Here is a 26,214-nt window from a genome sequence, read left to right as displayed (position 1 = left end):
CCCGGCGGTCCCTTCCGTACGGGGGCGGGGCTGACGCAGCGGCCACACCTCGCACCCCAGAGGCTTCGCAGGCCCGGCTACTCCGGCCCGTACGGCACGTCCTCGGCCATGCGCGGGTCGTAGTACGTGACCCGCCACGCCGTCCCCAGCTGCCGCGCCAGCTCGCGCGCCAGCTGCGCGCCGCGCTCGGCGAACGCCGCCTCGTCGCGTGCGCTCGGAAAGCCCGAGGCGACGGGGTCGTCGCGGTTCAGCGTGGCGTCGTACGCGTCGCCCCAGCGCTCCAGCTCCCCTGCGAGCCCCGGGTCGACGGGCAGCTCTCCGGGCGCGACGTTGTTGCTGACACCGTCGCTGCCGCGGACCCACACCGGGTGGCAGTCGTAGTCGGCTGCCAGCCGCACCTGCCGTACGGCCTCTGATCCCGCTCCCACTTCAGCCCCCACTCCACGTCCTGCTGCTGTGCTCATACCGTCACCCGCCATTTGCCGCTCGTCCGCTATCCCGCGCTCTTCGGATTGGCGCCGACGACGAACCCGTTGTTCCCCACCGTCACCGCCACCCTTCGCTTCTGCCCCTTGAACTCGACCTCGTAGATCGGCCGCCCGTCCCCCTTGCCCTGCGTGCCGACCTTCTTTCCCTTGGTCGCAGCCTGCATCACAAGGTCGGGGATGTCCTCCCGGGCGATTCCGCTCCGTTCGAAATCATCGGCGTGCTCTTCGATGATGTGCTTGAGGCCGGCCCGCGAGTTGCCCTCCTCCAGGAACACAATCTTTCCATCGGCGTTGCGCTCGGCCCTGATGACTTTCTCCGGGTCGAACTTGACCCCCGTCTCCGACATTTCGTCCAGGAGTTCCTTGTCCACACAGTCGTTGTTGTGGACGAGCGCGTTCTGGCCTCCGATACCGACGTAGTACGTGTGGATTCCGGCGACTGTGAGGTCATGAGTGGTCTGGCGCCGGGTGTGGTGCGAGACCGCGATGACGGGTAGGGCGGAGCCGTCGGGGGCGCGGAGCATCGCGCCCGGCCTGATCTCGCCGGCATCGGCCCATCGGTGCGTCGCGTGCTGGCCGCCGCCGGTCAGCCAGAAGGGGTGCGTGTCGGTGGCGGTGACGGCGCGGGGCCCGGCGGGGGTCCGGACGGTCAGGCGGGTGAAGTCCTTGTCGTCGTACGTCGTGATGGTGTTCGTGACGCGGCGAGTGGTCGTCACCCCGCTGACGGGATCAGTCACGGTGACGCGGTCGCCGACGCGTACGGTCTCGATGGGAATGCGGGTGCCGTCGGCGAGGAGCACCGGGGTCCCGGGCAGGAAGCTGTGCGCCGCCGCGCAGGTGATGGGCCGGTTGTCGGGCTGATCCGGCTTGTTGGGCTGGTCGGGTTTCTTCGCGTCGAGCTTGCGCTGCGCGTCGTCGAGTTTGTCCTGGGCTTCCTTGACGCGCTTGCGGTTCTTGACCAGGCCGGTGAGGCCGTCGTACAGATCGTCGCCGTGCTTTTTCAGCTTCCGTACGAGCTCGGCGGCCTTCTTCCACTTCCACGGCGCGCCGTACTTCGCCGCCAGCTTGCCGACGGCTCCGCCGATCAGGCTGGTCAGAACGTTGATGAGCGTGTCCGTGCAGGCTCCGGCGTCGCCCTTGGTGACGCAGTCGACGGCATCGGTGATGCCGAGCTCCTCGGCGAGGATCTTGCCGAGTTCCTTTGCCGCTTGTTGGGCCTTCTCGGAGTCGCTCTGCTCGGCGTTCTTGGCGTCCTGGAGCTCTTTGAGGGCCTTCTCGTAGGCGAGCTGCTCGGGCGACTTGGTGCCGTCCTCGTCGGCTACGGGCTGGCCGCCGTCGTCACCCTGCCCGTCGCCGCGCCCGTCACCCTGCCCGCCCGCGTCACCCTGCCCACCGCCGTCGTCGTGGGCCCGGGGGTCGCCTCCGCCGCCGCCCCCGCAGTCACCACCGCCGGTGACGCGGCACACGGCCGCACCCACCTGCTGGGAGATCGTCTGCCCGAGCCCGGTGGCGACGAGCGCGGCGACGATGGCGGCGACGACCAGCACCAGTCCGGCGTACTCCAGCGTCGTCTGCCCCGACTGCGCCTTGCGCAGCCCCAACAGGCGTGCACCGGTGCGTGGTTGACGTTGACGGCTACTTCTGCGGGGTCGGCCGAAGTGGAGTGCCATGCCCGAGACCGTACGGAACGCCGTGTTGACGGGCATGGGCCCAGGGGCCCATCGCGGGCTCAAATTCGGGGCGGGGCAGCGGGACGGAACGGCCGGACGACCGGACGACCGGAGACTTCAGCAGATGGACATCAGGGGAGCTTGGCTGCCTGCGCTGTGGCGAGCCGGGCAGGGATCTCGGGCGTCTTCGCGTCGACGAAGTTGGCGGTGTAGAAGATGACGACCGTCGAACCGATCCGTACGAGCTGGAATACGAGCGGCACCTTGGCGCCCTCGAAGGACCCGGTGACCTGGTATGCGATGGCTTCCTGACCGGCGTTGGGCGCGGGCAGGTCCTTCACCTCGGTGTAGGTGGAGGGACCGTCGCCGCCCGTGGTCCTAAAACCGTCGGCGCATGCCCCGACGGCTTTGCTGACGCCTCGGAGGACCTGCACCGCGCCGCCCTTGGGGTACGAGGTGAGGATTTCGGTGACGACCGTTTGATCGTTCTTGCCCTCCTCCGACTCGTCCATGAGCGTGCGCTGGACGGTGGCGGAGGGGGAGGGCTGTGGGGCGCCGTTGATAACGGCGGCGAGTGCTTGGCACTCGGGCTGCTCGGCGCGCTCGGTACCGGTTGCGTCGCCGCCCTGCATCGGCGCAACGGCGAAGTCCGGGACGTCGCCGCTCACCAGGGCGACCTGCGTCAGCTCGGCTCTGTTCAGGGTCTCGCCGGTGCTGCTGACGGGTTTGCCGTCGCCCGAGGCTGAGGCGGCCGGCTGGGCCTTCGCCCCACTGTTCTTGCCATCGGCATCGGCATCAGCACCAGCACCAGCACCAGCGGACGCTCCGTCGCCGCATGCTGCCGTGAGGCACAGAACAACCGCTGCCGCGATGGCGGTTGCCGCTGTGCGGGCCGAACACAACCGACGTACCGGACGTACTGAACGTGCCTTCACGTCTCACCGCTCCCGTGCGTACGGCCAATGAACGCACGCACGGTAACAACGATCCGGCCGGACGCGCCTGGGCCCAGGGACCCAATTGCACAGCAGGCTCATGCGAGAGGAGCATCGGACAGCGCGTGACCGACGGCAGGTAGCGACGTCTGTCCGCCGCCCTCCGAAAGTCAGCCGACAGCCGACACCCGTAGTTATCCACAGGGGTCGCGGGACCAGAGCCCGACTGGGACGCTCAACAACATGACTAGCACCTCGGGGGAACAGGTTTCGTTGACCGCACTGGCCCGGCGCCAGCACGGCGTACTGCTGACGCGCCAGGCCACGGACATCGGCTGGACGCCGTCCCGTGTCAACCGCCTGCTGAGGCGGGACGGCTGGACCCAGGTCCGCCGTGGAAGCTGGGCCGAACCCGGCCTGGTGGTCGACAGGATGGTGCGGTTACGGGCGATTCAGCTGGCGCACCCCCGGCTGGTCGCGAGCCATCGAACGGCGGCGCGGCTGCACGAGATCGAGCTGCCGTGGACGGGGGCGGCTGAGGAGCGCGAGCTGGAGTTCACGACCTCTGCGAACACGTCGATCGCGTTGCCGCCGCAGGCCCGCGTGCACCGGGCGTCGTTGCCCGAAGGGGCCACCGCGTACGTCTCGGGCATCCGCGTCACGGCGGTCACCCGCACGCTTGCGGACCTGCTGCGGTCGAGCCCGAGGGAGGAGGCGCTGATCGCCGTCGAGTCCGCGGTGTCCATCCGCCCGCAGGCGACTGATCCGCAGGTGAACCGCCCCGCGTTCACACACCTGGGAGCGATCGGCGCCGCTCTGGAAGCCGGCCCTCGGCGCGGGTTACGGGCAGGGCGCGCCTGGCTCGGGCTCGCGGACCGGAGGAGCGGTTCACCGGCCGAGACGATCGCCCGCCTGCGCATACACGACGCGGGGTTGCACCCTGAGCCCCAGGCACAGGTCAGACCGGTGGGCGGCCGGCGCCTGTCGGTCGACTTCCTGTTCCGGGCGGAGGGAGTGGCAGCAGAGATCGAGGGCTACGCGTACCACGGCGACCGAGCGGCTCACCATCGAGACGTCCGCCGCTTCAACGCACTCGCTCTGTGCGAACTCGTCCGGAGAACACTGCGCTTCACGGCGATGGACGTCTACCGCCACCCGGAAGCCATGATCGAGGAGATCCACAGCGCACTGGCGCTGGGGAGGGGTGGTGGGAGCGGGGGCGGGGCTGCGGGTCGGGGTGAGCATAGGAGCCGGGGTAAATGAGAGGCACTGTGATTGCTGCTGGGGGTTTCGGGCCGTCCCTGGGCGCTCGAGTGTCGGTGGGCCGGGGTGGCGCGTCAAGGGCGCTCCTGCGTCGCGTCGCTGCGCGATGGGCCTGCGGCCCACCCTTGACCCACCACCCCGGCCCACCGCTAACGCTCATACGGGGACGGCCCAAAGAAAAACGCCCTGCACGGCAGGTGGGGCAGCGGCTCGGGTGGGATTGGTGACTGTCGGGCGAGTGGGTGGGGCGCACTCTCCTTCGGGGGCGGCTCGGCCCCTGGCTCGGCGGGTGCGGCGACGGTTGTTGGTGCGAGACCCTATTCCTCCGCACACGCGCACCCAGCCCGGTGGGCGGCTGACTGGGCAGGTTGACCTGCGGACTCATGGCGATGCGGGTGGTGCGCGGCAGTTGAATGGGGGGACTCGTGCCGGTGTGGCGTCCGCCCCCGCCGGTGGCCGGTCGGGCCACAAGCACATGGTCGGGCTTGGTGGGTGGAAGGGGGGCATCCAGGGGCTCTGTGATCCTGCCGACGGCTAGGACCGATGTGATCCGACCGAACGGACCTGTTTGGTGGGGCACTTCGAAGTTCCCAGTCGGGCCGGTGGGGTGGATTGAGGTGCCCGTTCCCGGCGGATGCGACGAAACCGGCAGAAGACGAAGAAGCGTGCCCGTTTCGCACCACTTTCAGAGCATTTTGGGATTGCGAGGCGTGACATGTGCGGGGTTAGTCGCACACCAACCACTCAGCCTGGGGTTGGCGTGAACCGAACCCGACATGTGACGCCTGTCGCCACCACTCCACCCCACCGGCCCCTCCGCGCTCGACAAGTGGGCGGAAGAGGTGAGTTGGCACGGCCCGGCAGGACCCACTGTCACTGTTGGTGCGCCTCGGTCGCTCCCGCGCCCGGGTCCGGGACGTCGGAATGCGACTAACCCGGCACTCGGTGATCCGTAACGGCCCTCCAGCCCCACCAACCACAGCCGTATCGATTCCTGCCACCGCGGGAGTGTTTCCACCCACGGCAGCCGCAAGAGACCCGTGCGGACAACCAGATGGAGTGACTGGTGTGAGCTATGTGGTGCCGACGGGACGACGAGTGGGCCGGGCCCCCGCGAAGCCCTCCGGGCCGCACCAACCCACCGAACTTCGACGCTCAACAGTTGCGGCTTGACTCTCGCCGACGCTGGGCCCTGCGACGGCCGCACGTCACCACACTGATTCCGGCGCCGTGCGGCATCGGTGTCTCACCACCCACCCACACCAGCAACCAGCTTGCAGCCCAACCGACCACCCGTCGGGGTGGACGCTGTGCCCACCCGAGTCCCCCCATTCAACCGTCGCGCCTACCTGAGCGGCGGGCGGCTCGCGGGTCGGCCCATCCGACCGACTGGTCACCGGCCCGGGTGCGCGTGTGCGTAGGAATGCGGGTGTCGCACCAACGACCGTCCCCGCACCCGCCGAACCAGGGGCCGAGCCGCCCCCGAAACAGAGCGCGCCCCACTCACCGAGCCCGCCACCCGGCAACGCACCAGCAACCACTCCCCGAGCTTGACCCGTGGGCTCCCCCCCCGGGGCCGCCCCCCTCAAGCATTGCGGCGGAGGTTCGGCGGTCAAGGGTGGAGCGAAGCGCAATCGCCGCAGGCGACGCGACAAAGGAGCGCCCTTGACGGCCGGACCTCCGACGCCACCCTTAGCCAAGGCGGCCCCCACCCCAGAAGCAACCGCAGCCCCAGGACCGCCGAAGCACCCGCCGCCTTGCCCTGCCCAACTCTGCGAGCCAAACTTCGCCTCGGCCCGGACCCGACCCCTCCCCCAACCCACCCCGCACCGGCCCACCCCGCACCGCACCAGGACCTGTCGGCCGCGTCGGTGAGCACGCCGCCGACGACGGAACGGGCACCGCACAGAAGCGGCCCCGCAGGCGGCACACCCGTTGCCACTGTCGGCCCCCACGACGTTGGCGACGGCCGAGTTCCGCGCCATCGACAGCGACCGAATCGGCACCGTCCCCGCCGAAGCCGACCTCGGGTCCCGTCAGTACGGTCGGCCCCGCCACGGGCCACCAGCCGAATGCCAGCCGACCATTAACCGGTCTCAACCGGTCTCAACCGGTCTCAACTGGTTTCAACTGACCTCCACCGAGCCACCGAGCCACAGCCGACCCTTTCCAGCCCGCTCCCCCATTCCCCCCGCCGTTACGCTGGCGGGCGCACACCCAGCAGCTGCGGTCGCTTGGCCGTACGTCCGTCGCCCGAGGACCGACCGCGCAGGCGCCGCCCCAGCCAGGGGCCCAGGTGGGCGGCAGCCCAGCGGAGTTCGGCCTGCGCCGCCCGTCTGCCGGTGAGGGCGGGGTACGGCGGCAGCGGATGAGTCCACGCGTCGTCGGCGCCGGGGAGCTGGACGGCGCAGGCCGCGGCAGCCGCGAACCGTTCGTGGCCGAGGGAACTGAGATGCAGCCGGTCCGCCGTCCAGATGCGCGCGTCGGCGGCGAAAGCGTATTCGGCGGTTTCGACGACCACGACACCGTGGCGGGCGGCCGCCGCGCGAATGCCCGCGTTGAGGGCGTGCACGCGGCTACTCAGCGGTCTGGCCAGCGGGACGATCCTCCCGATGTCGGGGAAAGTAACCGTCACCACGCGCGCCCCAGCTGCGGTCAAGGCGGCGAACATCGCCTCCAGATGACCGACCACCCCACCGGCGTCGAACTTGGGCCGCATCAGATCGTTGACCCCGGCTACGACCGACGCGAGGTCGGGGCGCAGCGCCAGGGACGGCGCCAACTGCTCGGTGTGGACCTGGCCGGCGAGGCGTCCCCGTACGGCCAGGTTGGCGTACTCCAGCTGCGGGTTGGCCGCCGCCAGGTGCTCGGCGAAGCGGTCCGCCCAGCCTCGCAGGCCGGTGATGTCGTCCCCGTCGCCGAGGCCTTCGGTCTGGCTGTCACCCAGGGCGACGTACCGCTCGTACGGCGCGTACGCCCCGTGCGGCTCACACGGCACACTCTCATCGCTCGTCATGGCCTGCCCGCCTCTCGAGCAGGACGGCTGCGACGCGCAGTGCCCACTCCCGGTTCTCCTGCTCCAGCGCCAGACCGCGCAGGCACGTGAGGTACGGGCCGATCCGCTCGCCCCGGCGCAGGTACTCCGCCTCGTCCAGCTCGCCGCGCATCTTGCGCAGTACCTTGCCGAAGAGTTCGATCTTGGCCTCGGCGACCGCCGCCCGCTGCTCCAGCTGTTCGATCAGCGGGCCCGTGTCGACCGCGTCGGATGCCTGGACCTTCACCAACAGGTCGTCGCGGATGAACGACGGTTTCGGCGCGGCGGCGGTGAAGGCTTCGAGCTCGGCGAGACCGGCTTCGGTGACGCGGAAGAGGCGCTTGTTGGGCCGTGTCTCCTGGACCACTTCCCGGCCTGCGACCAGGCCTTCCTTCTCCAGTTTGGCCAGCTCGGCGTACAGCTGCTGGGGCAGGGCGTGCCAGAAGTTCGCGACGCCGATGTCGAACGCCTTGGCCAGCTGGTACCCGCTGTACTCACCACGTCCGCCTCCGTCGCTGCCGTCACCTTCCAGCAGCGCGGCCAGTACCGCGTGTCGCAAGGCCATCGATGCGGCCCCTTCCTTTTGGTGGTGCGCTCCCGCATCATCATAGTCAAGAAAGTGACTACTCAGAACGATGACTATGGAGAGGGATGGGTTATGGGGACCGAGACCCACGGCACCGTCGGCACGGCCGACACCACTGCCACCGCCACCGCCGCCACCGCCGCCGCCGCCGGCACTGTCGAACGCTTCCGGGTCGCCGTGGAGAAAGAGGACCTCGGTGCGCTGGACGGGCTGTTCACGGAGGACGTCCGCCTATACAGCCCGGTGAAGTTCCAACCGTTCGAGGGCAAGCCGATGGTGATGGGGCTCTTCGGCGTCCTGCTGCGCACCTTCGAGGACTTCCGTTACGTCGGTGAGTACGACGGCGCGGCCGAGACGAGCACCGACGGCAGCGAGGCTCCCTCGGCGGTCCTGCTCTTCCGTAGCGTCGTGAACGGGAAGGCGATCCACGGCATCGACCTGCTGCACTTCGACGAGGCAGGCTTGATCAAGGAGTTCACTGTGATGGTCCGCCCACAGTCGGCGGTGCACGCGCTGGGAGAGGCAGTCCTGGCCGGACTGGTGGCCGACGGCCTCGCACCGGCTCCTCCGGAGAGCTGAGCAGACGGGGGCGGGGACGAGGGACGCGCGTCGGCTGCGGGACGCACGACGGCCGGGCCGCAGGGGATGCAAGCAAGCACCCTGGGGCCCGGCCGGCGAACGGGGATCAGCTCTGGCTTTCGGCGGCGGCTTCTCCACGCGGGAACGAGACCTCGACGCGGCGGTTCTTCTTGCGGCCTTCTTCCGAGTCGTTGTCGGCGATCGGATAGTCCTCGCTGTATCCGCGGATCTCGAACGTGATGGTGGAGTCGAGCGACTTGTTCAGCTCCTGCTGCACGGCGTCCGCGCGCTTCTTGGACAGCACCTTGCCGTGCTCGTACGAGCCGAGGTCGTCGGTGAAGCCGAAGACCCGGATCTTGGTTGCCTTCTGGGCGATGATCTCGTCGGCGATGGCTTTGATACGGGACGCGGCCTCGCCGTTGAGCTTCGCGCTGTCCTTGCCGAAGAGCACCTCGGCCTGGAGGGCGAACTTCACGTCGGAGTTGGTGTCCTCGCGCCGCTCCTCGCCGCCGAGGTCTTCGACGACGGACTTGATGTCGATTACGCGAGCGGGAGCGAGGGTCGCCCCGTCGCCGAGCTTGAGACCCGGTGAGTTGGAGTCGACGCTGGGAGGTGGCGACGTGGTGGTGCTGCCGGGGGGTGCGCTTGGAGAAGGCTCCGCGTGGGCGCTCGTGGTGGCGAAGCAAGCGACGAGCAACGCCGCAGTGACGGGTACCGAGGCCAGGCTGGCAGGCCGACCGGGCGAGAAGCTACGCGACATGGGGTTACTCGCCATCGGTGATCTCAATGGATGCGACTGGCATGTCAGCGATTTGGAAGTCGACCTTCGTAGTCTCGGCCGGCGGAGCTGGGAACTGAGCGAACCAGGTCTTCTCCTCGTTCTCCTTAAACGCTCCGGAGAATTGCGTGCAGAGGCAACGCCCGTCCGTGTCACGGAGGATGAGGTACTTCTTCTTACCTACCCTGTCCACTAGGGTGGCGCCTGCCATGGAGCTCCCATTGTTGGACAGTTCCCTCTCGTCCCCCCTCCACGAGTTTGGAACCCAGCTTCCCCCCTTTCCGTTTCTCAACTTTCCGTTGACTGTCAGGAATCCACCCTCGTCCCGCACTGCTGAATTAACGATGAGAGTGGTGTTGTCGTCGCCACCCGTGACTTCAGCCAACACGGTGTCAGGCGCTGGAGGCTTGGCCTCACTCTCCTTGGGCTCCTTCTCACCCGACTTTCCCTTGTCGGTCGGAGTGGAAGATGACGCCCCCCCGCTGGACTTGTCATCACTTCCGTCTCCACCGCAACCGGCCACCGTGAGGACCAAGCCAGTCGTGATCGCCACCGCGGTCAGTGCCCTGCGGGCCTTCATGGTGTGCCGCACGCTCATCAGTAACTCTTCTTTCTCTTACGTCGCTCGTTACTCGGCCAGGTGGACTGAGAACAGATCATTCGGATAGGGCAAGTCGACTTCGACGAAGTCTTTCGGGTCGATCTCCCAGTGCCCGCTGCCCTCGCAGTCGATCTCGATGAGCTTTGAAAGGTCGCTGCCGGGTGTGATTTCACAGCGCGGCCCGATCACGGCAGTGGCGTCGGCCTTGGCGTGAGTGTTCTCGGTGTCAGGGATGATCGAGTCACCCACCGTGAAGTTCGTCTCGATCTCTGCCTTGAAGGCAGGATTTCCATTGACGTCGGTCTCGGTCAGGGCCAGAAGGTCCGAGTCGTTCTCATCGGCCAACTGCTGTGCTGCGACCTGTCCGTTGCCCACAAATCCCTTGCCGGCGAGCCAGTCGGCCAGGTCATCCGGTGAGTCCAGAGAGCCGATGAGACCATCGGTCAATTCGTCCCGCACATCCTGAGCAGCAGCGAGAGCGGCCGCATCTGCGGCCGACTGTCCACCGTTCCGGGCTACAGCGGCCTGAGCAAACGCAAAGTACGCGAACGCAAGAAAGAGCAGACCCCCCACCACCACGACGTACATGGGAAGGGTCTGCCCTCGGTCCTGCCGAATACCAGAGATCATCAGCCGCCGGTGATGTCCTCCACCGCGTCGCTGATGGCCTCCGAGATCGTGTCGTCCAAGTCCAGCTCCCGCACCGCCACCACGATCAGCGCGATCACCACGACCAAGCCGGCGTACTCCACGACGCTCGCGCCCTCGTCCGCTCGCTTCTGCATGCGGGACACGACCGTGTTGCGCCAGCTGTTGATCGCGAGCTGGGCCTTCGTCGCGGTCTTGAGCGTGAGGTTCTTCGACATGGGGTACCTCTCCGGGTTCGGCCGACGTGTGGGTCGTCTCGCCGGTACCGGCTTCCTCCTGGCCGGTGCCGCCTGCGACACGAGCAACGTACGTCGGGGCAGGCGTCCCGTCGGAGGGTCCGTGGGCCCAACTCTGGGCCCAAAAGCCGGCTTGGGCCCGCGTCGGCGCTGTCGTCGTCCGCTCAGCCATGGCTCGTCGTCCCCCTCGCCGATCCCAGCCACAGCGCGATCGCCTCGCTCCTGCTCGCGCTGTGAAGTTTCGCGAAGATGCGGTTGATGTGGTTCTTGACGGTCTTCTCGCTGATGAAGCAGGTGGCGGCGATCTGCTGGTTGCTCATGCCTGAAGCGATCAGGTCCATGACCTCCACCTCCCTCGTACTCAGCCCGAAATCCTGCACGTTCCGCGCCCTCTGGGCCTGCCGGCCCTCCTGCGACTGCTGCCGATCCGTTGAATACTGTGCCATGCCTGATTGCAGGTGCGAAGAGTTTTCGCCGAGTCGACCCGAATCCGAGACACCTGGCCCGCCATTGGCCTCTCGCGATGCATGTGCAGTCGCATCGTGCGTCGCCGCGTGGCCAGGGATCCGACTCGCGCCCGTGTACGGCCGGCCCGTGGCGTACACCGTGCCGAGCCCCTCCGGAAGCTCCGGTCCCGGCCCGGTCGGGGCGCCACCGCCGCGCATGTGGGCCAGCAACGCGTCCTGGGCCGACGCCGAGAAGTGGGCCCGGCCGTCCTTGATGTCCCGTACAGCGCCCACCAGTTGCTCGGCGGTGAACTCGCCGTGTACCAGGTAGCCGCCCGCACCGAGCCGCAACGCCTCGCGCACGATCTCGCTCTCGCGGCTGTACGTCAGCATCATCACCGGCGCCACCTGCACCAGGTACGGCAGCGCCGAGATGCCGTCGACGCCCGGCATGCGCACATCCAGCAGTACGACATCCGGGCGGTAGTGCTGGGCGGCGGCGAGGGCCTGGCGGCCGTCGGCCGCCTCCGCGACGACCTGTACGTCGTCCCGGCCGCCGAGCAGGACGGTGAGGCCCGCCCGTACGACCGGATTGTCGTCGGCGACGACCACGCGCAAGAGGGACGGCGGGCCGAAGGGGTCGGGGGAGGGATCGGGGAATGCCGCCGCCGGCGGGGGAACGCGGACCCCGGCGGGGGTGTGTTCCGAGCGGGGTTCGATCGTGTGCGACGACGTGTGCTGGGACACGTGGGACGGCGACGACACGGACTGGCGGGGCCCGGAGCTGTACGAGCTTTCGTCCGGCATGGTGCGGCCTCCTCTCGGGAGAGTGAGTGGCTAGGGGTGGTGGACGGGGGGCGGTCGATTCAGTTCGAGAGCGGTATCGGCGGTGGCGGTGGCGGTGGTGGAGGTGATGACGGTGGAGCAGCCGGTGTTAGCGGTGGAAGCGGCGGCAGTGCCGGTAAAGACGAGCGCGCTTGCGGGCCGGGCGCGCCCGCCGGTACCAGCGCCGCCACCGGCAGTTCCAGGCGTACCTCGGTGCCCCCCGCGCTGCGGCCCCGTCCGATGCGGATACGAGCGCCGATGCCCGCCGCCCGCTCGACCATCCCGACCAGCCCGAAGTGGCCGGCCTTGCGGAGGTCGTCGAGGCTGATGCCGGCGGGCAGGCCGCGGCCGTCGTCGAGCACGCTTATGCGCAGCACTCCACCGGCCAGCCCGTACTCCACCGTCACGCGGGAGGCGTGAGCGTGGCGGTGGCTGTTCTCCATGGCCTCCGTGGCGATCGTCAGGAGGTGGCGCGCGATCGCATGGGGAACGGTCGGCACACCGACCGGCGCGGGAGCGGCAGCTCCAGGTACTGGCACAGCCCCCTCCTGCCCGCCTCCCACCACATGGAACTGCGTCCCGATCCCCGTCCGCTGTCCGAAGTCCGCGAGTCGCGCCGCCAGTTCGTCGGCGACCACCACTCCCCCGGTGTCGTAGTCCGCCTGCCTGCGCAGGTCGGAGAGGATCTCGCGGGACTCCGCCGCCGCCCGCCGCGCCGAGCGCGCGACCATGCCTGCCTGGTGCTTGACGGTCAGTGGGTCCATACGGTCGGCGGACTGTTCCAGGCCCTCCGCCGCCATGGCGACACCGTGCAGGGTCTTGGCGACCGAGTCGTGCATCTCCCGGGCCAGCCGCGCCCGCTCCCCCTCCACCGCGTCCGTCACCGCGAGCCGGGCGTTGGCCTCGGAGAGAGCCTGCGTCGCTGCCCCGAAGCGGAACATCAAATTCCGCAACGTCACGCCGATGATTCCCGCCGCCACGCAGAATCCGCTTATCAGCAGCGTGCTGGCCGGGCTCGCCATCCGTTCCGCCCACGCCGAGTAGGCCGCCACCAGCAGCAGGATCTGGATGGCGGTGAAGATGCCCGCGCCCCGCCAGCCGTACAGCAGGCCGGCGAGCAGCGGCGTACACACAGTGGCGTAGCCGAGGGCCGAGTCGGGGGAGGCCGTCAGCAGGAGGACGGACCCGAAGACCACGTCCACGCCCATCAGCGTGCGGTACTTGATGAGCAGCGGGCCGAAGACCTCCCAGTCACGCAGCATCGCGTACGAACCCACGAAGCTGAACACCACGGCCCCGCCCACCAGCCAGCCGCCGAACTGCCCCCCGGCCCGCGCGAGCGCGAAGGGTGCGCCGAGCGCGATCATGGCCAGGCGGAAGCCGAAGACCTGGCGGCACAGGGCCTGCAGGGCGTTGATCTGGATGGGGATACTCGGCGCGGGTACGTCGTCGGCGAGGGCGGATGCCGGGGCCGCCTCCGGCTCGGCCACGCCGCCCTGGAGCGCCGTACCGCCGGACGGAAACCGGAGCCCGCGCCCGAGCCGGATCGTAGGAAGCGACGCCATGGCCGTCAGCCTCCGAAGACCGAGCCGAAGTCGGTTTCCGACCCCAGGAACATGTTGGTGACGATGAGCAGCAGCGTCGCCGGGACCATGAACGCGAGCGTGACGACCGTCGTCTTGGGGATCGCCTTGGCGGCGCGGCGCCGGGAGTTCTGGGCGTCGGTGCGGCGCATGTCGTTGGCGATCTGGATCAGGGTGTCGGCGATCGGCGCGCCGAGTTCCTCACCCTGCTGGAGCGCCGTGACGAACTGGGAGACCTGTTCGGATTCGTTGCGTCTGCGCAGCTCGTCGAAGGCCTGGCGCCGGCTGACGCCCATGTCCATCTGGCGCAGGGTGATGCGCAGTTCGTCGGCCCAAGGGCCTTCGTACTTCTCCGAGACGCGGTCCAGCGCCTGCCGGAAGCCGAGGCCCGCGCTGACGACGACGGCGAGTACGTCGAGAAAGTCGGGCAGGGTCCGCTCGATGACGTCCTTGCGCTCACGGATGGCCTGCCAGATGGTGACGTCCGCCGCGAACCACCCGTAGGCGATGCAGAAGACGCCGAAGAGCGGCAGGTCCTTCAGCAGCAGCACGAGGGCCGAGAATCCGCCGAAGAGTCCGTACACGGCGCGGCGGGCGGCGTACCGGTCGACGGTGAGGCCGCCGGGATTTCCGGCCATGTCGATCTTGCGGCGCTTTCTGTCGACCGCCCTCGGGCCCATGACGCGCAGCACGGTCGGGGCGAAGCGCATGCCGAGGCGGTCGACCGCCGATTCGGTGCCGGAGACGCGCGAGGCGCCGATCTCCAGGGCTACGGCCAGGTCCCCGGGGATCTTGGCTTCGGCGCGGTACATCCTGATGCCCTGGAACACGCCCGCGACGCTCAGTCCGACCACCAGCGCGAGAAGCAGTGCCATGCCGGATACCTCCTTTTCAGCTCGTACGGGCGATTCGAATGTCAGCTGGTCGGGCGGGCTCAGACGTCGATCTTGCCCAGGCGGCGCATCACTATGAAGCCGAGCGCGTAGAGCCCTATGGCCACGATCACGATGATCTGGCCGACGGGGCTGCTGGTCATCCGGGCCATGGATCCGGGCGTGACGGAGTTGAGCATGATCATCGCGCCGAGGCCGAGGAGCGGGATCGTGTACGCGGTGGCATTGACCTCCGAGAGCATGGTGCGGACCTCGCGCCGCGTCTCCTTGCGCTCCTCCAGCGTCTCGGTGAGGTTGCGGAGCGATCCGACGACCGTGCCGCCCGCCCGGTTGGAGAGCACCAGGGTCGTGACGAGGACGACGAGTTCGCGCGAGGGCAGGCGTTCGGCCAGCTCCCCCAGCGCGTCGTCGATGGACCGGCCGACCGCCAGCTGGTTCGCCACGCCCGCCAGTTCCTCGCCCGCCGGCGCCTCCAGCTCTTCGGCCGCCATGCTCAGCGCGGTACGCAGGGCGAGCCCGGCGGCCGTCGCGTTCGCGAGTATCCGGGACAGGTCGGGGAGCTGGTTGATGAACGCCTCAATCCGCTTCTGTCGCTGCCAGTTGAGGAACGCGCTGCCTCCCCACAGGGCGACCAGACCGGCGACGGGTCCGAAGAAGGGCGCCAGTACCGAGGAGGCGATCAGCCAGAGGGCGGCCACGCCGACGACGACGTAGACGAAGAACTCGCCCGCTGTCAGGTCCAGTCCGGTGGCCGAGAGCCGCGTATGGATCCTCTTGCCGAGCGCGGTCTTCCGCAGCCGCCGGTCGACACCCCTGAAGCGCCGCTGCCGGCCCACGGCGTGCGGGCCCGTGATGGCCAGGCGGTCGACGAGGGCGGCGCGCTGGGCCTTGCCCGAGACGTACGTGTGCAGCCCGGCGATGCCGAGAGCGCCGCAGAGCAGCGTGCTGCCGATCGCCAGCATTGCGGGATTGTTCATGGCGTACCTACTGGGCCTCTCGCACGTAGAGCGGACTGAGCGGGTCGTCGAGGTCCGTCACCCCGAACGCGGGTGGGATCGGCTCGTTCGCGAGGTGGAGCCGGTCCGCGATGCGGCGCGGCAGGCCGAGGTGCTCGAAGCGGCCGTGGACGACGCGGTCCGCGCTCATCGGCTGGGCGACGAAGCGCGAGACGGTGGCGATCTGGAACCGCTCCCGGCCGTGGGACACGAGAATCGCGATCTCGCTGATCTTGCGGGAGCCGTCGGCCATGCGCGAGAGCTGCACTATGACGTCGACGGCGCTGTTGATCTGGTCCCTGAGCGCCTCGAAGGGGATCTCGACCTCCGACATCGAACCGAGCGTCTGGAGGCGCATCAGCGCGTCCTCGGCGCTGTTGGAGTGGACGGTGGCGAGCGAACCGTCGTGGCCGGTCGACATCGCCTGGAGCATGTCGAGCGTCTCGCCGCCGCGCACCTCACCGACGATGATGCGGTCGGGGCGCATGCGCAGGGAGTTGCGTACGAGATCGCGGATCGTGATCTGGCCCTTCCCCTCGACGTTGGGCGGCCGGGTCTCCAGGCGGATGACGTGCGCCTGCTGGAGCTGGAGCTCGGCCGCGTCCTCGACGGTGATGATGCGCTCGTGGTCGGGGATGAGACCGGAGAGGGCGTTGAGGAGCGTGGTCTTCCCCGAGCCCGTACCGCCGGACACGATGACGTTGAAGCGGGCCCGCACGAGAGCCGACAGCAGCATCAGCATCTGCTCGTCGAGCGTGCCGAGGCTGATGAGTTCCTGGAGGCGGTACGCACGCGGGAAGCGGCGGATCGTGAGCGTCGGGCCGGTCAGGGACAGCGGCGGGATGATGACGTTGACGCGCTCGCCGGAGGGCAGGCGGGCGTCGACCATCGGGTTCGACTCGTCGACGCGGCGGTTGACGGTCGAGACGATGCGCTCGATGGTCTGCATCAGCTGCTCGTTGGAGGCGAAGCGCATGGGCAGCTGCTCGACGCGCCCGGCGCGCTCGACGAAGATCGAGTCGGGGCCGTTCACCATGATCTCGGTGATGGACGCGTCCTCGAGGAGCGGTTCGAGTACGCCGAGGCCGAGAGCCTCGTCGACGACACGGCGGATGAGCTGGGAGCGCTCGGCGGTGGAGAGGACGGGCCCCTCGCGGCTGATGATGTGGGCGAGGACGCGCTCCAGCCGGGCCCGCCGCTCGCCCGCCGCGAGCGAGGACATCTCCGCGAGGTCGATCTCCTCGAGCAGCTTGGTCCGGTAGGTGGCGACCAGGTGGCCGTCCTCCCGTCCTCCGGCGTGCTCGTCGGGGGCGGTGATGCGTGCCCGCAGACTCATGTGCGTGACTCCTCGCTCGTGCGGATCTTTCGTACGGGGCGGAGGGTTTACTGCTCGTCCTGGTCGGCCGGCATCGTCACCGCCTCTTCGACGTCCCCGAAGTCCGCAATGCCCGGCACGACCGAGGGGATCGCCACCCTCGCGGTCGCGGTGACGTTGCCGGTGAAGGTGATCTCGGTACCGTCGGCCAGCCAGTCGCTGATGGCCGCCCTTCCGGTGGCCGCTCCCTGGCCCCGCAGCTCCTCCTGGGCCTCCGTACGGGCCGCCGCCCGCGCCGCGGTACCGGCCTGGGAGGCGGCGTAACCGACGATGCCGAGCTGGATGGCGGCCATGGCGACCAGGAGCAGGACGGGGAGGAACCCGGCGAACTCGAGGATGGCTGCGCCCCGGTCGTGGTCCGGGCCGGTGATCCGGCGGCGTAAGAGTGTCATTGCCCGTCCCCTTCGAGGGCGGCGCCCGCACTGCCGTCGACCTCCCAGGGGAAGTATCCGGCTCCGGGGAAGAGGACCGGGGTGCTGAGTTCGACGCGCGCCTTCCACAGGTTGCCCTCCTCGTTGCAGACGATCCCGGCACCGTCCTGCCACGACGACGGCAGGTGCTCCTCGGCGGCCGCCTCGCACGCCGCCTGTCCGCCCTCACCCCTCGTCGCGGCCGCGGTGGCCGCCCGCGCCCCTTCGTCCGCCGCGTTGCCCGCCAGCGAGAACGTGTAGCCGAACAGGACCGCCTGCCACATCGCGACCATCACGAAGATGATCAGAGGCGCCATGCCGGCGAGCTCGACCGTGACGGCCCCGCGGTCCCGGTCCTTGCCCCGCCCCCGGAACCCGACCGCCCCCCGGTCGCTCCGCAGCAGCTTCCCGCCGCCCTTGCCTGCCGCGCCCGCCGCCGGCTTCACCAGCCCCAGCTCGCCGGCCAGTGCCCACAGCGCCTGCCTGACGGTGCCGCGGCTGTCGAGGTCCTGCATGCGGCCCGCGTCCGTCGCCGCCTGGAGCTCCTTGAAGTTGGCCGGGATCGCGGCGCGCGCGACCTTCGTGCCCGTGATCCGCTCCACCAGTGGCGGCTGGATCTCCGTGTTGCGGTTGTGCCGGTTGACGACGGTGATCGTCTCCTCCGCCTTGCGGATCTGGAGGCGGTCCCACATCCGCACCATGCGTTTGGCCGCCCGGACCGCCACCACGTCCGGCGTGACGACCAGCACCGCTTGGTCGGCCATCTCGATCGCTGCCGCGTTGGCGCTGTTCATCTGCGTACCGCAGTCGACGACCACGACGTCGTAGCGGTTGCGCAGCGCACTCACCACCTGCCGTGCCACCCGGTCGGTGACCTCCTCGCCCCGCTCGCCCTCGGCGGGTGCCAGCACCAGGCTGACGCCGGTGGGGTGGGAGAAGACGGCGTCCTGCAGTACGCGGGGCGAGATGTCGGCGATGCCGGCCAGGTCGACGATCGAGCGGCGGAACTGGACGTCCAGGTAAGACGCCACGTCCCCCGACTGGAGGTCCAGGTCGACCAACGCGACCGTGCGCCCGGACGCCTTCGCCGCGAGGGCGAGCTGTACGGCGACGACCGTGGCCCCGGTGCCGCCCTTCGCGCCCGTCACCGTCACCACCGTGCCGCCGGGCCCGGCGAAGACGTCGGGCCCCGTGCCCAGATGGCGGCGTACGCCGGTGGACCAGGAGGCGGCGCCCTGCACGCGGGCCGCCAGTTCCTCGTAACCGAGCGGCAGTCCGACCAGGCCGCGCGCACCGGAGTCCATGGCGGCCGTGAAGAGCGCGGGCCCGGTGTCGGCGGTGATGAGGACGACGCCGACCGCCGGGAAGCGGAGGGCGACCTCTCTGATCAGCTCCAGTGCGGGCACCGGACCGATGCGCTCGTGGACGAGCACCACTTCGGGCAGCTCGTCGAGCGATTCGCCCGCGAGCCGCGCGAGGGTGTCGAGGAGCGACGTCGAGTCGGTGACGGGCCCGGCGGGTTCCGCGTCGGGGAGCTGGCTGAGGAGGGTGGTGATGGCGCGGGCGGCGTCAGGATCGCCGACCGCCGGGAGGATACGAGTCGTCATACGCCGGTCCTCACTTGTCCCCGTCGAGAGTGTACTCACGGTCGCGCGGCGAAATCGTGGTGTCGCTGCCGTCGGCCACCAGGGCCAGTCGCACGTGCTCGGCGAAGGACTCTGCGTACGCCACGCGCTGGGCATCGAGCGTGTTCAGAGCGAAGGTGATCGGTACGGCGTCCGTGGCCCGGCGGCTGCGGTCGTTCTTGCCCGGTTCCAGGGCGGTGATCTTGCCTACGTCGAGCACGCGGGCACCGGAGACGATGACCTGGGACTTGTTCGGCTGCCCCTCGTCCTCGCCCTCGAACGTGGCGTAGATGTTCACGCTCGAACCCGGGTTGATCTTGCCCGCGACCCCGGTGGCCGCGTCGATCATGATCGCGATTTCCTGCTCCCCCGATCCGAGTTCGGGTTTCTTCACGATCATGTCGCTCTGCAGCAGCGAGCCCTTCTGCAGCTGGGTCACCGCGATCTTGCCGCGTACCTCGGAAATATCGGTCACGGCATTGGCGGAAAGCCACCGCTTCGGCATCGAGATCTTCTCGAACTGACCCGCGTCGAGCTGTTTGTACGGCGCCACGTCGTTCTTGAGCCGGTACGCCGCGACTTCCGGGCCCACCTTGGAGTTCACATCGCTGATCACCGAGAGCACGCCGGCGAACGCCCCGAAGGCGCAGAGGACCGACAGGAGCAGCAGAATGACGCCGCGGCGCTGACGTGAGTTCATGGAGTGGGGCTACCTCGATCAGGAACGTCGGTTCAACGGACATTGAGCGGGGTGGTGCGGCGCGTGCAGGAAAGCGGTGGAACGGTGGGACGGTGAAGCGGCGGGACGGTTAAGCGGTGGAACGGTGAAGCGGTGGAACGGTGAAGCGGCGGAGCAGCGGAACAGTTGTGCGGCCTGAGGGATCCTGAGGGATATCGTGCCCCGCACGGCGTTAGGACGACCCTTGGTTCAGGACACCGGCCACGCGGGATTGGTTCTCGGGCGGGGTGAGGGGGGCCGAACAGAACCCGCAACGGTCACCGATGAGTTCGACGCCGCACCAGTTGCATTTCTCCCGGCGTACGGACGCGACCAGTTGGTAGAGCACCGAAATGTCCGGCAGGAAGGCAGCGAATTCGATCATCTTCGCCGTACCCCACCAGCGCGGGGAATCGGCGGGCAGCCCGGTTTCCCGCACTCCGGAGACCTGCCAGGCTGGAGCGAGCGTTCCGGTGACCCATTCGGAGACCAGGGTCCCTTTCCCGACCAGCAATTGGGTGGCGAATCCGGGTCCGGCGAGCCCGGCCCCGGAGCCGTCGACCGGACCCGTCCCGCTGTTGCTGATTTTGATCAACTGTGGGTTCGGGTTGGCCAGTACGCCGAACTGCGTACCCGGCATCCACGACTTCGCGTGCGACTTGAGGCTGACCGGAACGCGATCGAGTTTTGTCACGGAGTTGAGGAGCGCGCCCGCGTAGATGTAATGGGACAGAAGCCTGGCCGCCGACGCGACGACGCCCGCGCTGAAGTCGCAGATCGACAACTGCCGGAGCTGGCGTACGAGTACGGCGATTCCCAGCGGCGGCAGGTCGAGCTTGAGCAACGCCAGGCGGTCGGTCTCCAGCATCGAGCGGATGGTGTGGAGGCGGCGTTCGTGGGCGGCCGGAATGGAGGCGGGATAGACGGCGACGACGTACCCGTACCGTTCCAGCATGACGTTCATGTCGACGAGCGCGGCTTCGAGCGGCTGGGCGTCCGGCGCCTGGAGCAGGGCGGCGGTCGGAGTCTGCTGATCGGTGGGCGGCAACACCAAGTCGGCGCTGGTGACTGCGATCGCGGTCGGCACGTTGGTTTCCCCGTTCACTCCGTACGCCGCTGATCCCGGCGCCCGCAGATCGATACTGCTCCGTCGTGCTGCACGAGCACTTTATCCACGGCCTACGTGGCGGAGAACAGTTTTCCTTTTTCTCGTACGAGTGCACTGCGTGGCGGGGGCAAGCAAGTTGAGCGGAGGCTGCGGCGACCGCTGACCACGGGTTGCTTCTGGGGGTTTCGGGTCGTCCCTGGGCGCTCGAGTGTCGGTGGGCCGGGGTGGCGCGTCAAGGGCGCTCCTGCGTCGCGTCGCTGCGCGATGGGCCTGCGGCCCACCCTTGACCCGCCACCCCGGCCCACCGCTAACGCTTATACGGGGACGGCCCAAAGAAAAACGCCCTGCACGGCAGGTGGGGGAGCGGCTCGGGTGGGATTGGTGACTGTCGGGTGTGTGGGTGGGGCGCGCTCTCCTTCGGGGGTGGTTCGGCCCCGGGTTCGGCGGGTGCGGGAACGGTTGTTGGTGCGGCATCCGCATTCCTCCGCACACGCGCACCCTGGCCGGTGGGTGGCTGACTGGGCAGGTTGACCTGCGGACTCATGGCGATGCGGGTGGTGCGCGGCAGTTGAATGGGGGGACTCGTGCCGGTTCGGCGTCCGCCCCCGCCGGTGGCCGGTCGGGCCACAAGCACGTGGCCGGGCTTGGTGGGTGGAAGGGAGCCCGGGGGCTTTGTGGTCCTGCCGACGGCTCGGACCGATGTGATCCGGCCGGACGGCTTCCGGATGGTGGGGCTTTCAGCGGCCTCGGTGGGGCCGGTGGGGTGGTTGGAGGTGCCCGTCCCGGCGGATGCGACGAACCCGGCAGAAGACGAACAAGCACGCCCACTTTGCCCCTTTTTCGGCGCATCGGAAGGCTGCGAGGGCGCGTCACGTGCCGGGTTAGTCGCATAGCAACCACTCGGCGTGGGCTTGGCGTGAACCGGACCCGACACGTGATGCCTGCTGACACCACACCGGCCCCACTGGTCCCTCCGTGCTCGACAAATCGGAGGGAAGGGCGAGTTGGCTGGGCTTGGCGGGGCCCACATACGGCGTTGGTGCGGTTCGCTCGCTCCGGCGAGCGGTCCGGGAGGCCGGAATGCGATTAACCCCGGCACTTGGCGGTCCTCAGTGGCTCTCCAGTCCCACCGGCCACAGCCGTATCGTTTCCTGCCATCAAGGGAGCCTTTCCACCCACGGCGGAAGCATGGCCCGTGTGCGGAGAGCCAGGTGGCGTGACTGGTGTGAGCCGTGTGCCTGACGGGACGACGAGTGGGCCCCTGCGGCGGCCGCACACGCGACATCGATTACGGCGACGCCGTGCGGCATCGGTGCCTCACCACCCACCCACACCAGCAACCAGCTTGCAGCTCAACCGATCACCGGTGGGGGCGGACGCCACACCCGCCCGAGTCGCCCCATTCAACTCTCGCCCCCCACCCGCACACCCACCGGTCCGCAGGTCGCCGATCGCGATCGGCCGTCCACCGGCCCGGGCGCGCGTGTGCGGAGGAATGCGGGTGTCGCACCAACCACCGTCCCCGCACCCGCCGAACCAGGGGCCGCACCGCCCCCGAAACAGAGCGCGCCCCACCCACACACCCGCCGCCCGGCAATGCACCACCAGCCACTTGCCGAGCTTGACCCGTGGGCTCCCCCCCGGGGCCGCCCCCCTTAAGCATTGCGGCGGAGGTTCGGCGGTCAAGGGTGGAGCGAAGCGCAATCGCCGCAGGCGACGCGACGTAGGAGCGCCCTTGAGGGCCGGGCCTCCGACGCCACCCTTAGCCAAGGCGGCCCCCACGCCAGAAGCAACCGCAGCCCCAGGACCGCCGAAGCACCCGCCGCCTTCCGCCGCAGGCGCGCAGCCCCCGGCGCCAGACAGGCGGATGCCCCGCGCGCCACTCAAGTGCCCCTGTCGCCAGAGGTCTTGACAAGTCAATTGGTCTGAACCATTTTAACGACCAACAACAAACGGTGGCCACCGTCCCAGCGACTCCTCCCCACACTCCCCCACCGGAGGCAGCAAGTGGACCGCCCAGCAATTCCCCAGCCCGCAGATCCCCACCCCGCAGATCCCCACCCGCCATATCCCCGCCCCGCAGATCCCCACCCCGCACTTTCCAGCCCAACGCTCAACGCCCCCGCGCTCCCCCGCCAGGCACTCAACCGCCCCACCCTCTCCCGCCCCGCCCTCACCACCGCCCTGGCCGCCGCTCTCCTCGTCACCGCCGGTCTGGCCGCGCCCGCCGCTCAGGCCGCCGACCTGAACGTTGCCAAGAACGCCGGCTTCGAGTCCGGGCTCAGCAACTGGGCCTGCTCCGCAGGCAGCGGCGCCACCGTCTCTTCCCCCACCCACGGTGGCGCCGCTGCCCTCAAAGCCACCCCCGCCGGGCAGGACAACGCCCGCTGTTCGCAGACCGTCACCGTCAAGCCCGGTGCGACGTACACGCTCAGCGCCTGGGTACAGGGCGGGTACGCCTACCTCGGCGCCAGCGGCACCGGTACCACCGACGTCTCCACCTGGACGCCCGACTCGTCCGGCTGGAAGCAGCTCACCACCAGCTTCAAGGCCGGCCCCTCCACCACCTCCGTGACGGTCTACACCCACGGCTGGTACGGCCAGAGCGCCTACTACGTCGACGACGTCTCCGTCTTCGGCCCCGACGGCGGCGGAGGCACCGACCCCGAGCCGGGCATACCGGCCGCCCCCTCCGGGCTGGCGGTCGGGACCACGACCTCGTCCTCCGTCGCGCTCTCCTGGTCCGGCGTCAGTGGCGCCACCGGTTACAACGTCTACCGCGGCGGTACGAAGGTCCAGTCCGTCACCGGGACCTCGGCGACCGTCTCGGGGCTGGCCGCGGACACGGCGTACGACTTCCAGATCACCGCGACCAACTCCGCCGGCGAGTCCCCCAAGTCCGCCGCCGTCAGCGGCCGGACCGCCCCTGGCGGCGGCGACCCCGGTCCCGGGCCCGCCGTGCCCAAGCACGCGCTGACCGGTTACTGGCAGAACTTCAACAACGGCGCGACCGTCCAGAAGCTCCGCGACGTACAGGCGCAGTACGACATCATCGCCGTCTCCTTCGCCGACTCGACCGCCACGCCCGGCCAGATCGTCTTCAACCTCGACCCCGCCGTCGGTTACACCAGCACCGCCGACTTCAAGGCCGACATCGCCGCCAAGAAGGCCGCCGGGAAGTCGGTGATCATTTCGGTGGGCGGGGAGAAGGGCAACGTCACGATCAACAGTGACGCGTCCGCGACCGCCTTCGCCAACAGCGCCCATGCGCTCATGCAGGAGTACGGCTTCAGCGGCGTCGACATCGACCTCGAACACGGGATCAATTCGACGTACCTGACCAAGGCGCTGCGCCAGCTGTCCGCGAAGACCGGCTCAGGGCTCGTCCTCACCATGGCGCCGCAGACCATCGACATGCAGTCGACCGGCAGCGAGTACTTCAAGACAGCGCTCGCCGTGAAGGACATCCTGACCGTCGTCAACATGCAGTACTACAACAGCGGCTCCATGCTCGGCTGCGACGGCAAGGTCTACTCGCAGGGGTCCGTCGACTTCCTCACCGCGCTCGCCTGCATCCAGCTGGAGGGCGGCCTCGCGCCGAGCCAGGTCGGCATCGGCGTACCGGCCTCCACCCGGGGTGCCGGCAGTGGATACGTCTCCCCGTCGGTCGTCAACAACGCCCTCGACTGTCTGGCCCGTGGCACCAACTGCGGTTCGTTCAAGCCCGCCAAGACCTACCCCGGTCTGCGCGGCGCCATGACCTGGTCCACGAACTGGGACGCGACGGCCGGGAACGCCTGGTCGAACGCCGTGGGGCCGCACGTGCACAACCTCCCGTAGTGCCTGGAGCCGATGGCCCCCGGCCGTGCAGCGCCGCCGCTCCCCCGGCGGCGCTGCACGCGTCCGTACCCGTCGCCCCCTACCAGGGGATCTCCCGCACCTGCTGGACGCACAGCACGATGAACAGCAGCCCCGAGGCCACCAGCATCACGTTGCTGAGCAGGCCGTTGCGCCACTCCGTCGGCGTACGGGAGGAGTTGAGCAGCCACACCAGCGTCAGCGCCAGGAACGGCATGAAGAACGCGCCGAGCACGCCGTACACCACCACCAGGCCGAAGGGCTGGTCCAGCCACAGCAGCGCCATCGGCGGGAACGTCAGCCACAGCACGTACGCACGGAACGGCAGCGAGCGTTCCTTCACACCGGCGGCGAACTCCTCCACCGTGCCCACGTCGACCGGGGCGCCCTTGCGGTCGCGCTGGAGGCGGTCGCGCTGGAGGCGCTCGACGAAGTCGGCGAACATCAGGCTCACGCCGTGCCAGACGCCGATGAGGGACGAGAACGACGTGGCGAAGAAGCCGACGAGGAACAGCTTGGCGGTGACGGCGCCGTACCGGTCCTCCAGGATCTTGCCGAGGTCGATCAGGCCGCGGTCGCCCTTGGTGAGGGCGAGCTGGGAGGAGTGCAGCAGCTCCGCGCCGACGATCAGCATGGCGACCACGAAGATGCCGGTGGTGAGGTAGGCGACCCGGTTGTCGAGGCGCATCACCTTCATCCAGCCGGAGTTCGTCCAGCCCTTGGCGTTCACCCAGTAGCCGTACGCCGCCATGGTGATGGTGCCGCCGACGCCGCCGATCAGGCCGAGCGTGTAGAGGAGCGAGCCGTCCGGGAGTACGGGAAGCAGGCCGGCGAAGGACGCGCCGACGTCGGGGCCGACGCGGAGCGCGACGTACACGACGACCACGAACATCACGCCGACCAGCACCGTCATGACTTTCTCGAAGACGGCGTACTGGTTGAACCAGACGAAGACCAGCCCGACCAGGCCCGTCACGATCGCCCACACCTTGAGGCTCGGCCCGTCGGGGAAGAGCGCGACGATGGGGAGGGCGGACGACGACATGGCCGTCGCGCCGTAGACGAAGCCCCAGACGACGACGTAGATGGCGAAGTACACGGTGGTCCACTGACCCAGGCTGCGCCAGCCCTCGAAGAGGGTGCGTCCGGTGGCGAGGTGCCAGCGGCCGGCGGCTTCGGCCAGTGAGATCTTGACGACGCAGCCGATGACGGCGGCCCACATCAGCGTGTAGCCGAACTTACTGCCCGCGATCAGTGTCGCGACGAGGTCACCGGCTCCGACACCCGTCGCCGCGACGACGATGCCGGGGCCGATGTATTTCCAACTGGACTTGCGTGGCTGGGAGATGGCCTCTCCGGTGTCGCTCTCTGTCGTGCCTGTCATCTCGGCGTCCTCCCACTCGTCCCCGATGGTGATCCAGATCACCAAAGCGGCACAGGGGTGATCGCGCAAGAGGGGCGCCCGAGGGCGGCGGGGTGCGCCGCATGGCCGAACCCCGCTCTTGACCCGTTCATGCCATGCCCGCACCATGTGGGCCAGCACTCCCGCACGACATGCGT

General features: G+C 69.1%; 22 protein-coding genes. 3 read left to right on the top strand and 19 right to left on the bottom strand.

From position 1 onward, the window contains the following. Positions 1-77 precede the first annotated feature (77 nt). The 3 genes from ACWIHY_RS03675 to ACWIHY_RS03665 all read right to left on the bottom strand — a co-directional run bounded on the left by ACWIHY_RS03675 (position 78) and on the right by ACWIHY_RS03665 (position 2,826). The gene (locus ACWIHY_RS03675; protein ID WP_454373954.1) at positions 78-428 is read right to left on the bottom strand and encodes a hypothetical protein; all 351 of its coding nucleotides are present in this window, start codon (positions 426-428) and stop codon (positions 78-80) included. A 65-nt stretch (positions 429-493) separates the two neighbouring features. After that, on the bottom strand, positions 494-2,194 hold the full coding sequence (locus ACWIHY_RS03670; protein WP_454373953.1) for a polymorphic toxin-type HINT domain-containing protein: 1,701 nt from the start codon (positions 2,192-2,194) through the stop codon (positions 494-496). 95 nt (positions 2,195-2,289) lie between these two features. Further along, a complete protein-coding gene (locus ACWIHY_RS03665) occupies positions 2,290-2,826 on the bottom strand; it encodes a hypothetical protein (RefSeq protein WP_454373952.1) in 537 nt (178 codons plus the stop codon). A gap of 510 nt (positions 2,827-3,336) precedes the next feature. On the opposite strand from ACWIHY_RS03665, the gene ACWIHY_RS03660 reads away from it, so the two are divergent. Continuing rightward, positions 3,337-4,356, top strand: coding sequence for a type IV toxin-antitoxin system AbiEi family antitoxin domain-containing protein (locus ACWIHY_RS03660; protein WP_454373951.1), 1,020 nt, complete (start codon positions 3,337-3,339; stop codon positions 4,354-4,356). 2,197 nt (positions 4,357-6,553) lie between these two features. On the opposite strand, the gene ACWIHY_RS03655 is transcribed toward ACWIHY_RS03660, so the two are convergent. Next, on the bottom strand, positions 6,554-7,372 hold the full coding sequence (locus ACWIHY_RS03655) for an SGNH/GDSL hydrolase family protein (protein WP_454373950.1): 819 nt from the start codon (positions 7,370-7,372) through the stop codon (positions 6,554-6,556). Next, complete coding sequence (locus ACWIHY_RS03650) at positions 7,359-7,955, bottom strand: PadR family transcriptional regulator (RefSeq protein WP_454373949.1); 597 nt, start codon at positions 7,953-7,955, stop codon at positions 7,359-7,361. Before ACWIHY_RS03650 ends, ACWIHY_RS03655 begins: the two co-directional genes overlap by 14 nt. 93 nt (positions 7,956-8,048) lie before the next feature. Between ACWIHY_RS03650 and ACWIHY_RS03645 the strand changes: the two genes are divergently transcribed. Next, positions 8,049-8,555 (top strand): nuclear transport factor 2 family protein, encoded by a 507-nt coding sequence (locus ACWIHY_RS03645; RefSeq protein ID WP_454373948.1) that lies wholly within the window; start codon positions 8,049-8,051, stop codon positions 8,553-8,555. A 106-nt stretch (positions 8,556-8,661) separates the two neighbouring features. Here ACWIHY_RS03645 and ACWIHY_RS03640 read toward each other — a convergent pair whose 3' ends face one another. The 13 genes from ACWIHY_RS03640 to ACWIHY_RS03580 all read right to left on the bottom strand — a co-directional run bounded on the left by ACWIHY_RS03640 (position 8,662) and on the right by ACWIHY_RS03580 (position 20,775). Further along, complete coding sequence (locus tag ACWIHY_RS03640; protein ID WP_454373947.1) at positions 8,662-9,315, bottom strand: OmpA family protein; 654 nt, start codon at positions 9,313-9,315, stop codon at positions 8,662-8,664. Between the two features lie 4 nt (positions 9,316-9,319). Continuing rightward, positions 9,320-9,931 carry a hypothetical protein gene (locus ACWIHY_RS03635; RefSeq protein ID WP_454373946.1) on the bottom strand — a complete coding sequence of 204 codons (612 nt, stop codon included), beginning with the start codon at positions 9,929-9,931 and terminating at the stop codon, positions 9,320-9,322. A gap of 30 nt (positions 9,932-9,961) precedes the next feature. Further along, positions 9,962-10,564 (bottom strand): pilus assembly protein TadG-related protein, encoded by a 603-nt coding sequence (locus ACWIHY_RS03630; RefSeq protein WP_454373945.1) that lies wholly within the window; start codon positions 10,562-10,564, stop codon positions 9,962-9,964. Then, a complete protein-coding gene (locus ACWIHY_RS03625) occupies positions 10,564-10,800 on the bottom strand; it encodes a hypothetical protein (protein ID WP_454373944.1) in 237 nt (78 codons plus the stop codon). The genes ACWIHY_RS03630 and ACWIHY_RS03625 overlap by 1 nt, the downstream gene beginning before the upstream one ends. A gap of 182 nt (positions 10,801-10,982) precedes the next feature. Next, complete coding sequence (locus ACWIHY_RS03620; protein ID WP_454373943.1) at positions 10,983-12,071, bottom strand: response regulator; 1,089 nt, start codon at positions 12,069-12,071, stop codon at positions 10,983-10,985. A 59-nt stretch (positions 12,072-12,130) separates the two neighbouring features. Then, positions 12,131-13,654, bottom strand: a complete 1,524-nt coding sequence (locus ACWIHY_RS03615; protein ID WP_454373942.1) for a sensor histidine kinase — start codon at positions 13,652-13,654, stop codon at positions 12,131-12,133. A 5-nt stretch (positions 13,655-13,659) separates the two neighbouring features. After that, on the bottom strand, positions 13,660-14,547 hold the full coding sequence (locus tag ACWIHY_RS03610; RefSeq protein ID WP_454373941.1) for a DUF5936 domain-containing protein: 888 nt from the start codon (positions 14,545-14,547) through the stop codon (positions 13,660-13,662). A 59-nt stretch (positions 14,548-14,606) separates the two neighbouring features. After that, the gene (locus ACWIHY_RS03605) at positions 14,607-15,542 is read right to left on the bottom strand and encodes a type II secretion system F family protein (protein ID WP_454373940.1); all 936 of its coding nucleotides are present in this window, start codon (positions 15,540-15,542) and stop codon (positions 14,607-14,609) included. Positions 15,543-15,549: 7 nt separating this feature from the next. Further along, positions 15,550-16,896 (bottom strand): CpaF family protein, encoded by a 1,347-nt coding sequence (locus ACWIHY_RS03600; RefSeq protein WP_454373939.1) that lies wholly within the window; start codon positions 16,894-16,896, stop codon positions 15,550-15,552. A gap of 47 nt (positions 16,897-16,943) precedes the next feature. Then, on the bottom strand, positions 16,944-17,327 hold the full coding sequence (locus ACWIHY_RS03595) for a TadE family protein (protein WP_454373938.1): 384 nt from the start codon (positions 17,325-17,327) through the stop codon (positions 16,944-16,946). Further along, positions 17,324-18,952 carry an AAA family ATPase gene (locus tag ACWIHY_RS03590; RefSeq protein WP_454373937.1) on the bottom strand — a complete coding sequence of 543 codons (1,629 nt, stop codon included), beginning with the start codon at positions 18,950-18,952 and terminating at the stop codon, positions 17,324-17,326. Before ACWIHY_RS03590 ends, ACWIHY_RS03595 begins: the two co-directional genes overlap by 4 nt. A gap of 10 nt (positions 18,953-18,962) precedes the next feature. Then, positions 18,963-19,670: a Flp pilus assembly protein CpaB gene (cpaB, locus tag ACWIHY_RS03585; RefSeq protein WP_454373936.1), complete on the bottom strand. Its 708-nt coding sequence runs from the start codon at positions 19,668-19,670 to the stop codon at positions 18,963-18,965. A 211-nt stretch (positions 19,671-19,881) separates the two neighbouring features. Beyond that, positions 19,882-20,775, bottom strand: a complete 894-nt coding sequence (locus tag ACWIHY_RS03580; protein WP_454373935.1) for a hypothetical protein — start codon at positions 20,773-20,775, stop codon at positions 19,882-19,884. Between the two features lie 2,205 nt (positions 20,776-22,980). Here ACWIHY_RS03580 and ACWIHY_RS03575 point away from each other — a divergent pair. After that, positions 22,981-24,636 carry a chitinase gene (locus ACWIHY_RS03575; RefSeq protein ID WP_454374404.1) on the top strand — a complete coding sequence of 552 codons (1,656 nt, stop codon included), beginning with the start codon at positions 22,981-22,983 and terminating at the stop codon, positions 24,634-24,636. 79 nt (positions 24,637-24,715) lie between these two features. Here the strand turns inward: ACWIHY_RS03575 and ACWIHY_RS03570 are convergent, their stop codons facing one another. Further along, positions 24,716-26,038 (bottom strand): Nramp family divalent metal transporter, encoded by a 1,323-nt coding sequence (locus tag ACWIHY_RS03570; protein ID WP_454373934.1) that lies wholly within the window; start codon positions 26,036-26,038, stop codon positions 24,716-24,718. Between the last annotated feature and the right edge of the window lie 176 nt (positions 26,039-26,214).

Source organism: Streptomyces sp. NPDC055287 (assembly GCF_053646035.1).
Note: the sequence above shows the minus strand (reverse complement) of the source record. Positions and strands in the feature narration are given on the sequence as shown.

Bases quoted from the DNA above. Each gene is read 5' to 3' on its own strand.
- ACWIHY_RS03670 (WP_454373953.1), bottom strand. From the start codon at position 2,194: ATGCCCGTCAACACGGCGTTCCGTACGGTCTCGGGCATGGCACTCCAC.
- ACWIHY_RS03660 (WP_454373951.1), top strand. From the start codon at position 3,337: ATGACTAGCACCTCGGGGGAACAGGTTTCGTTGACCGCACTGGCCCGG.
- ACWIHY_RS03655 (WP_454373950.1), bottom strand. From the start codon at position 7,372: ATGACGAGCGATGAGAGTGTGCCGTGTGAGCCGCACGGGGCGTACGCG.
- ACWIHY_RS03650 (WP_454373949.1), bottom strand. From the start codon at position 7,955: ATGGCCTTGCGACACGCGGTACTGGCCGCGCTGCTGGAAGGTGACGGC.
- ACWIHY_RS03645 (WP_454373948.1), top strand. From the start codon at position 8,049: ATGGGGACCGAGACCCACGGCACCGTCGGCACGGCCGACACCACTGCC.
- ACWIHY_RS03640 (WP_454373947.1), bottom strand. From the start codon at position 9,315: ATGTCGCGTAGCTTCTCGCCCGGTCGGCCTGCCAGCCTGGCCTCGGTA.
- ACWIHY_RS03635 (WP_454373946.1), bottom strand. From the start codon at position 9,931: ATGAGCGTGCGGCACACCATGAAGGCCCGCAGGGCACTGACCGCGGTG.
- ACWIHY_RS03630 (WP_454373945.1), bottom strand. From the start codon at position 10,564: ATGATCTCTGGTATTCGGCAGGACCGAGGGCAGACCCTTCCCATGTAC.
- ACWIHY_RS03625 (WP_454373944.1), bottom strand. From the start codon at position 10,800: ATGTCGAAGAACCTCACGCTCAAGACCGCGACGAAGGCCCAGCTCGCG.
- ACWIHY_RS03620 (WP_454373943.1), bottom strand. From the start codon at position 12,071: ATGCCGGACGAAAGCTCGTACAGCTCCGGGCCCCGCCAGTCCGTGTCG.
- ACWIHY_RS03615 (WP_454373942.1), bottom strand. From the start codon at position 13,654: ATGGCGTCGCTTCCTACGATCCGGCTCGGGCGCGGGCTCCGGTTTCCG.
- ACWIHY_RS03610 (WP_454373941.1), bottom strand. From the start codon at position 14,547: ATGGCACTGCTTCTCGCGCTGGTGGTCGGACTGAGCGTCGCGGGCGTG.
- ACWIHY_RS03605 (WP_454373940.1), bottom strand. From the start codon at position 15,542: ATGAACAATCCCGCAATGCTGGCGATCGGCAGCACGCTGCTCTGCGGC.
- ACWIHY_RS03600 (WP_454373939.1), bottom strand. From the start codon at position 16,896: ATGAGTCTGCGGGCACGCATCACCGCCCCCGACGAGCACGCCGGAGGA.
- ACWIHY_RS03595 (WP_454373938.1), bottom strand. From the start codon at position 17,327: ATGACACTCTTACGCCGCCGGATCACCGGCCCGGACCACGACCGGGGC.
- ACWIHY_RS03590 (WP_454373937.1), bottom strand. From the start codon at position 18,952: ATGACGACTCGTATCCTCCCGGCGGTCGGCGATCCTGACGCCGCCCGC.
- cpaB (WP_454373936.1), bottom strand. From the start codon at position 19,670: ATGAACTCACGTCAGCGCCGCGGCGTCATTCTGCTGCTCCTGTCGGTC.
- ACWIHY_RS03570 (WP_454373934.1), bottom strand. From the start codon at position 26,038: ATGACAGGCACGACAGAGAGCGACACCGGAGAGGCCATCTCCCAGCCA.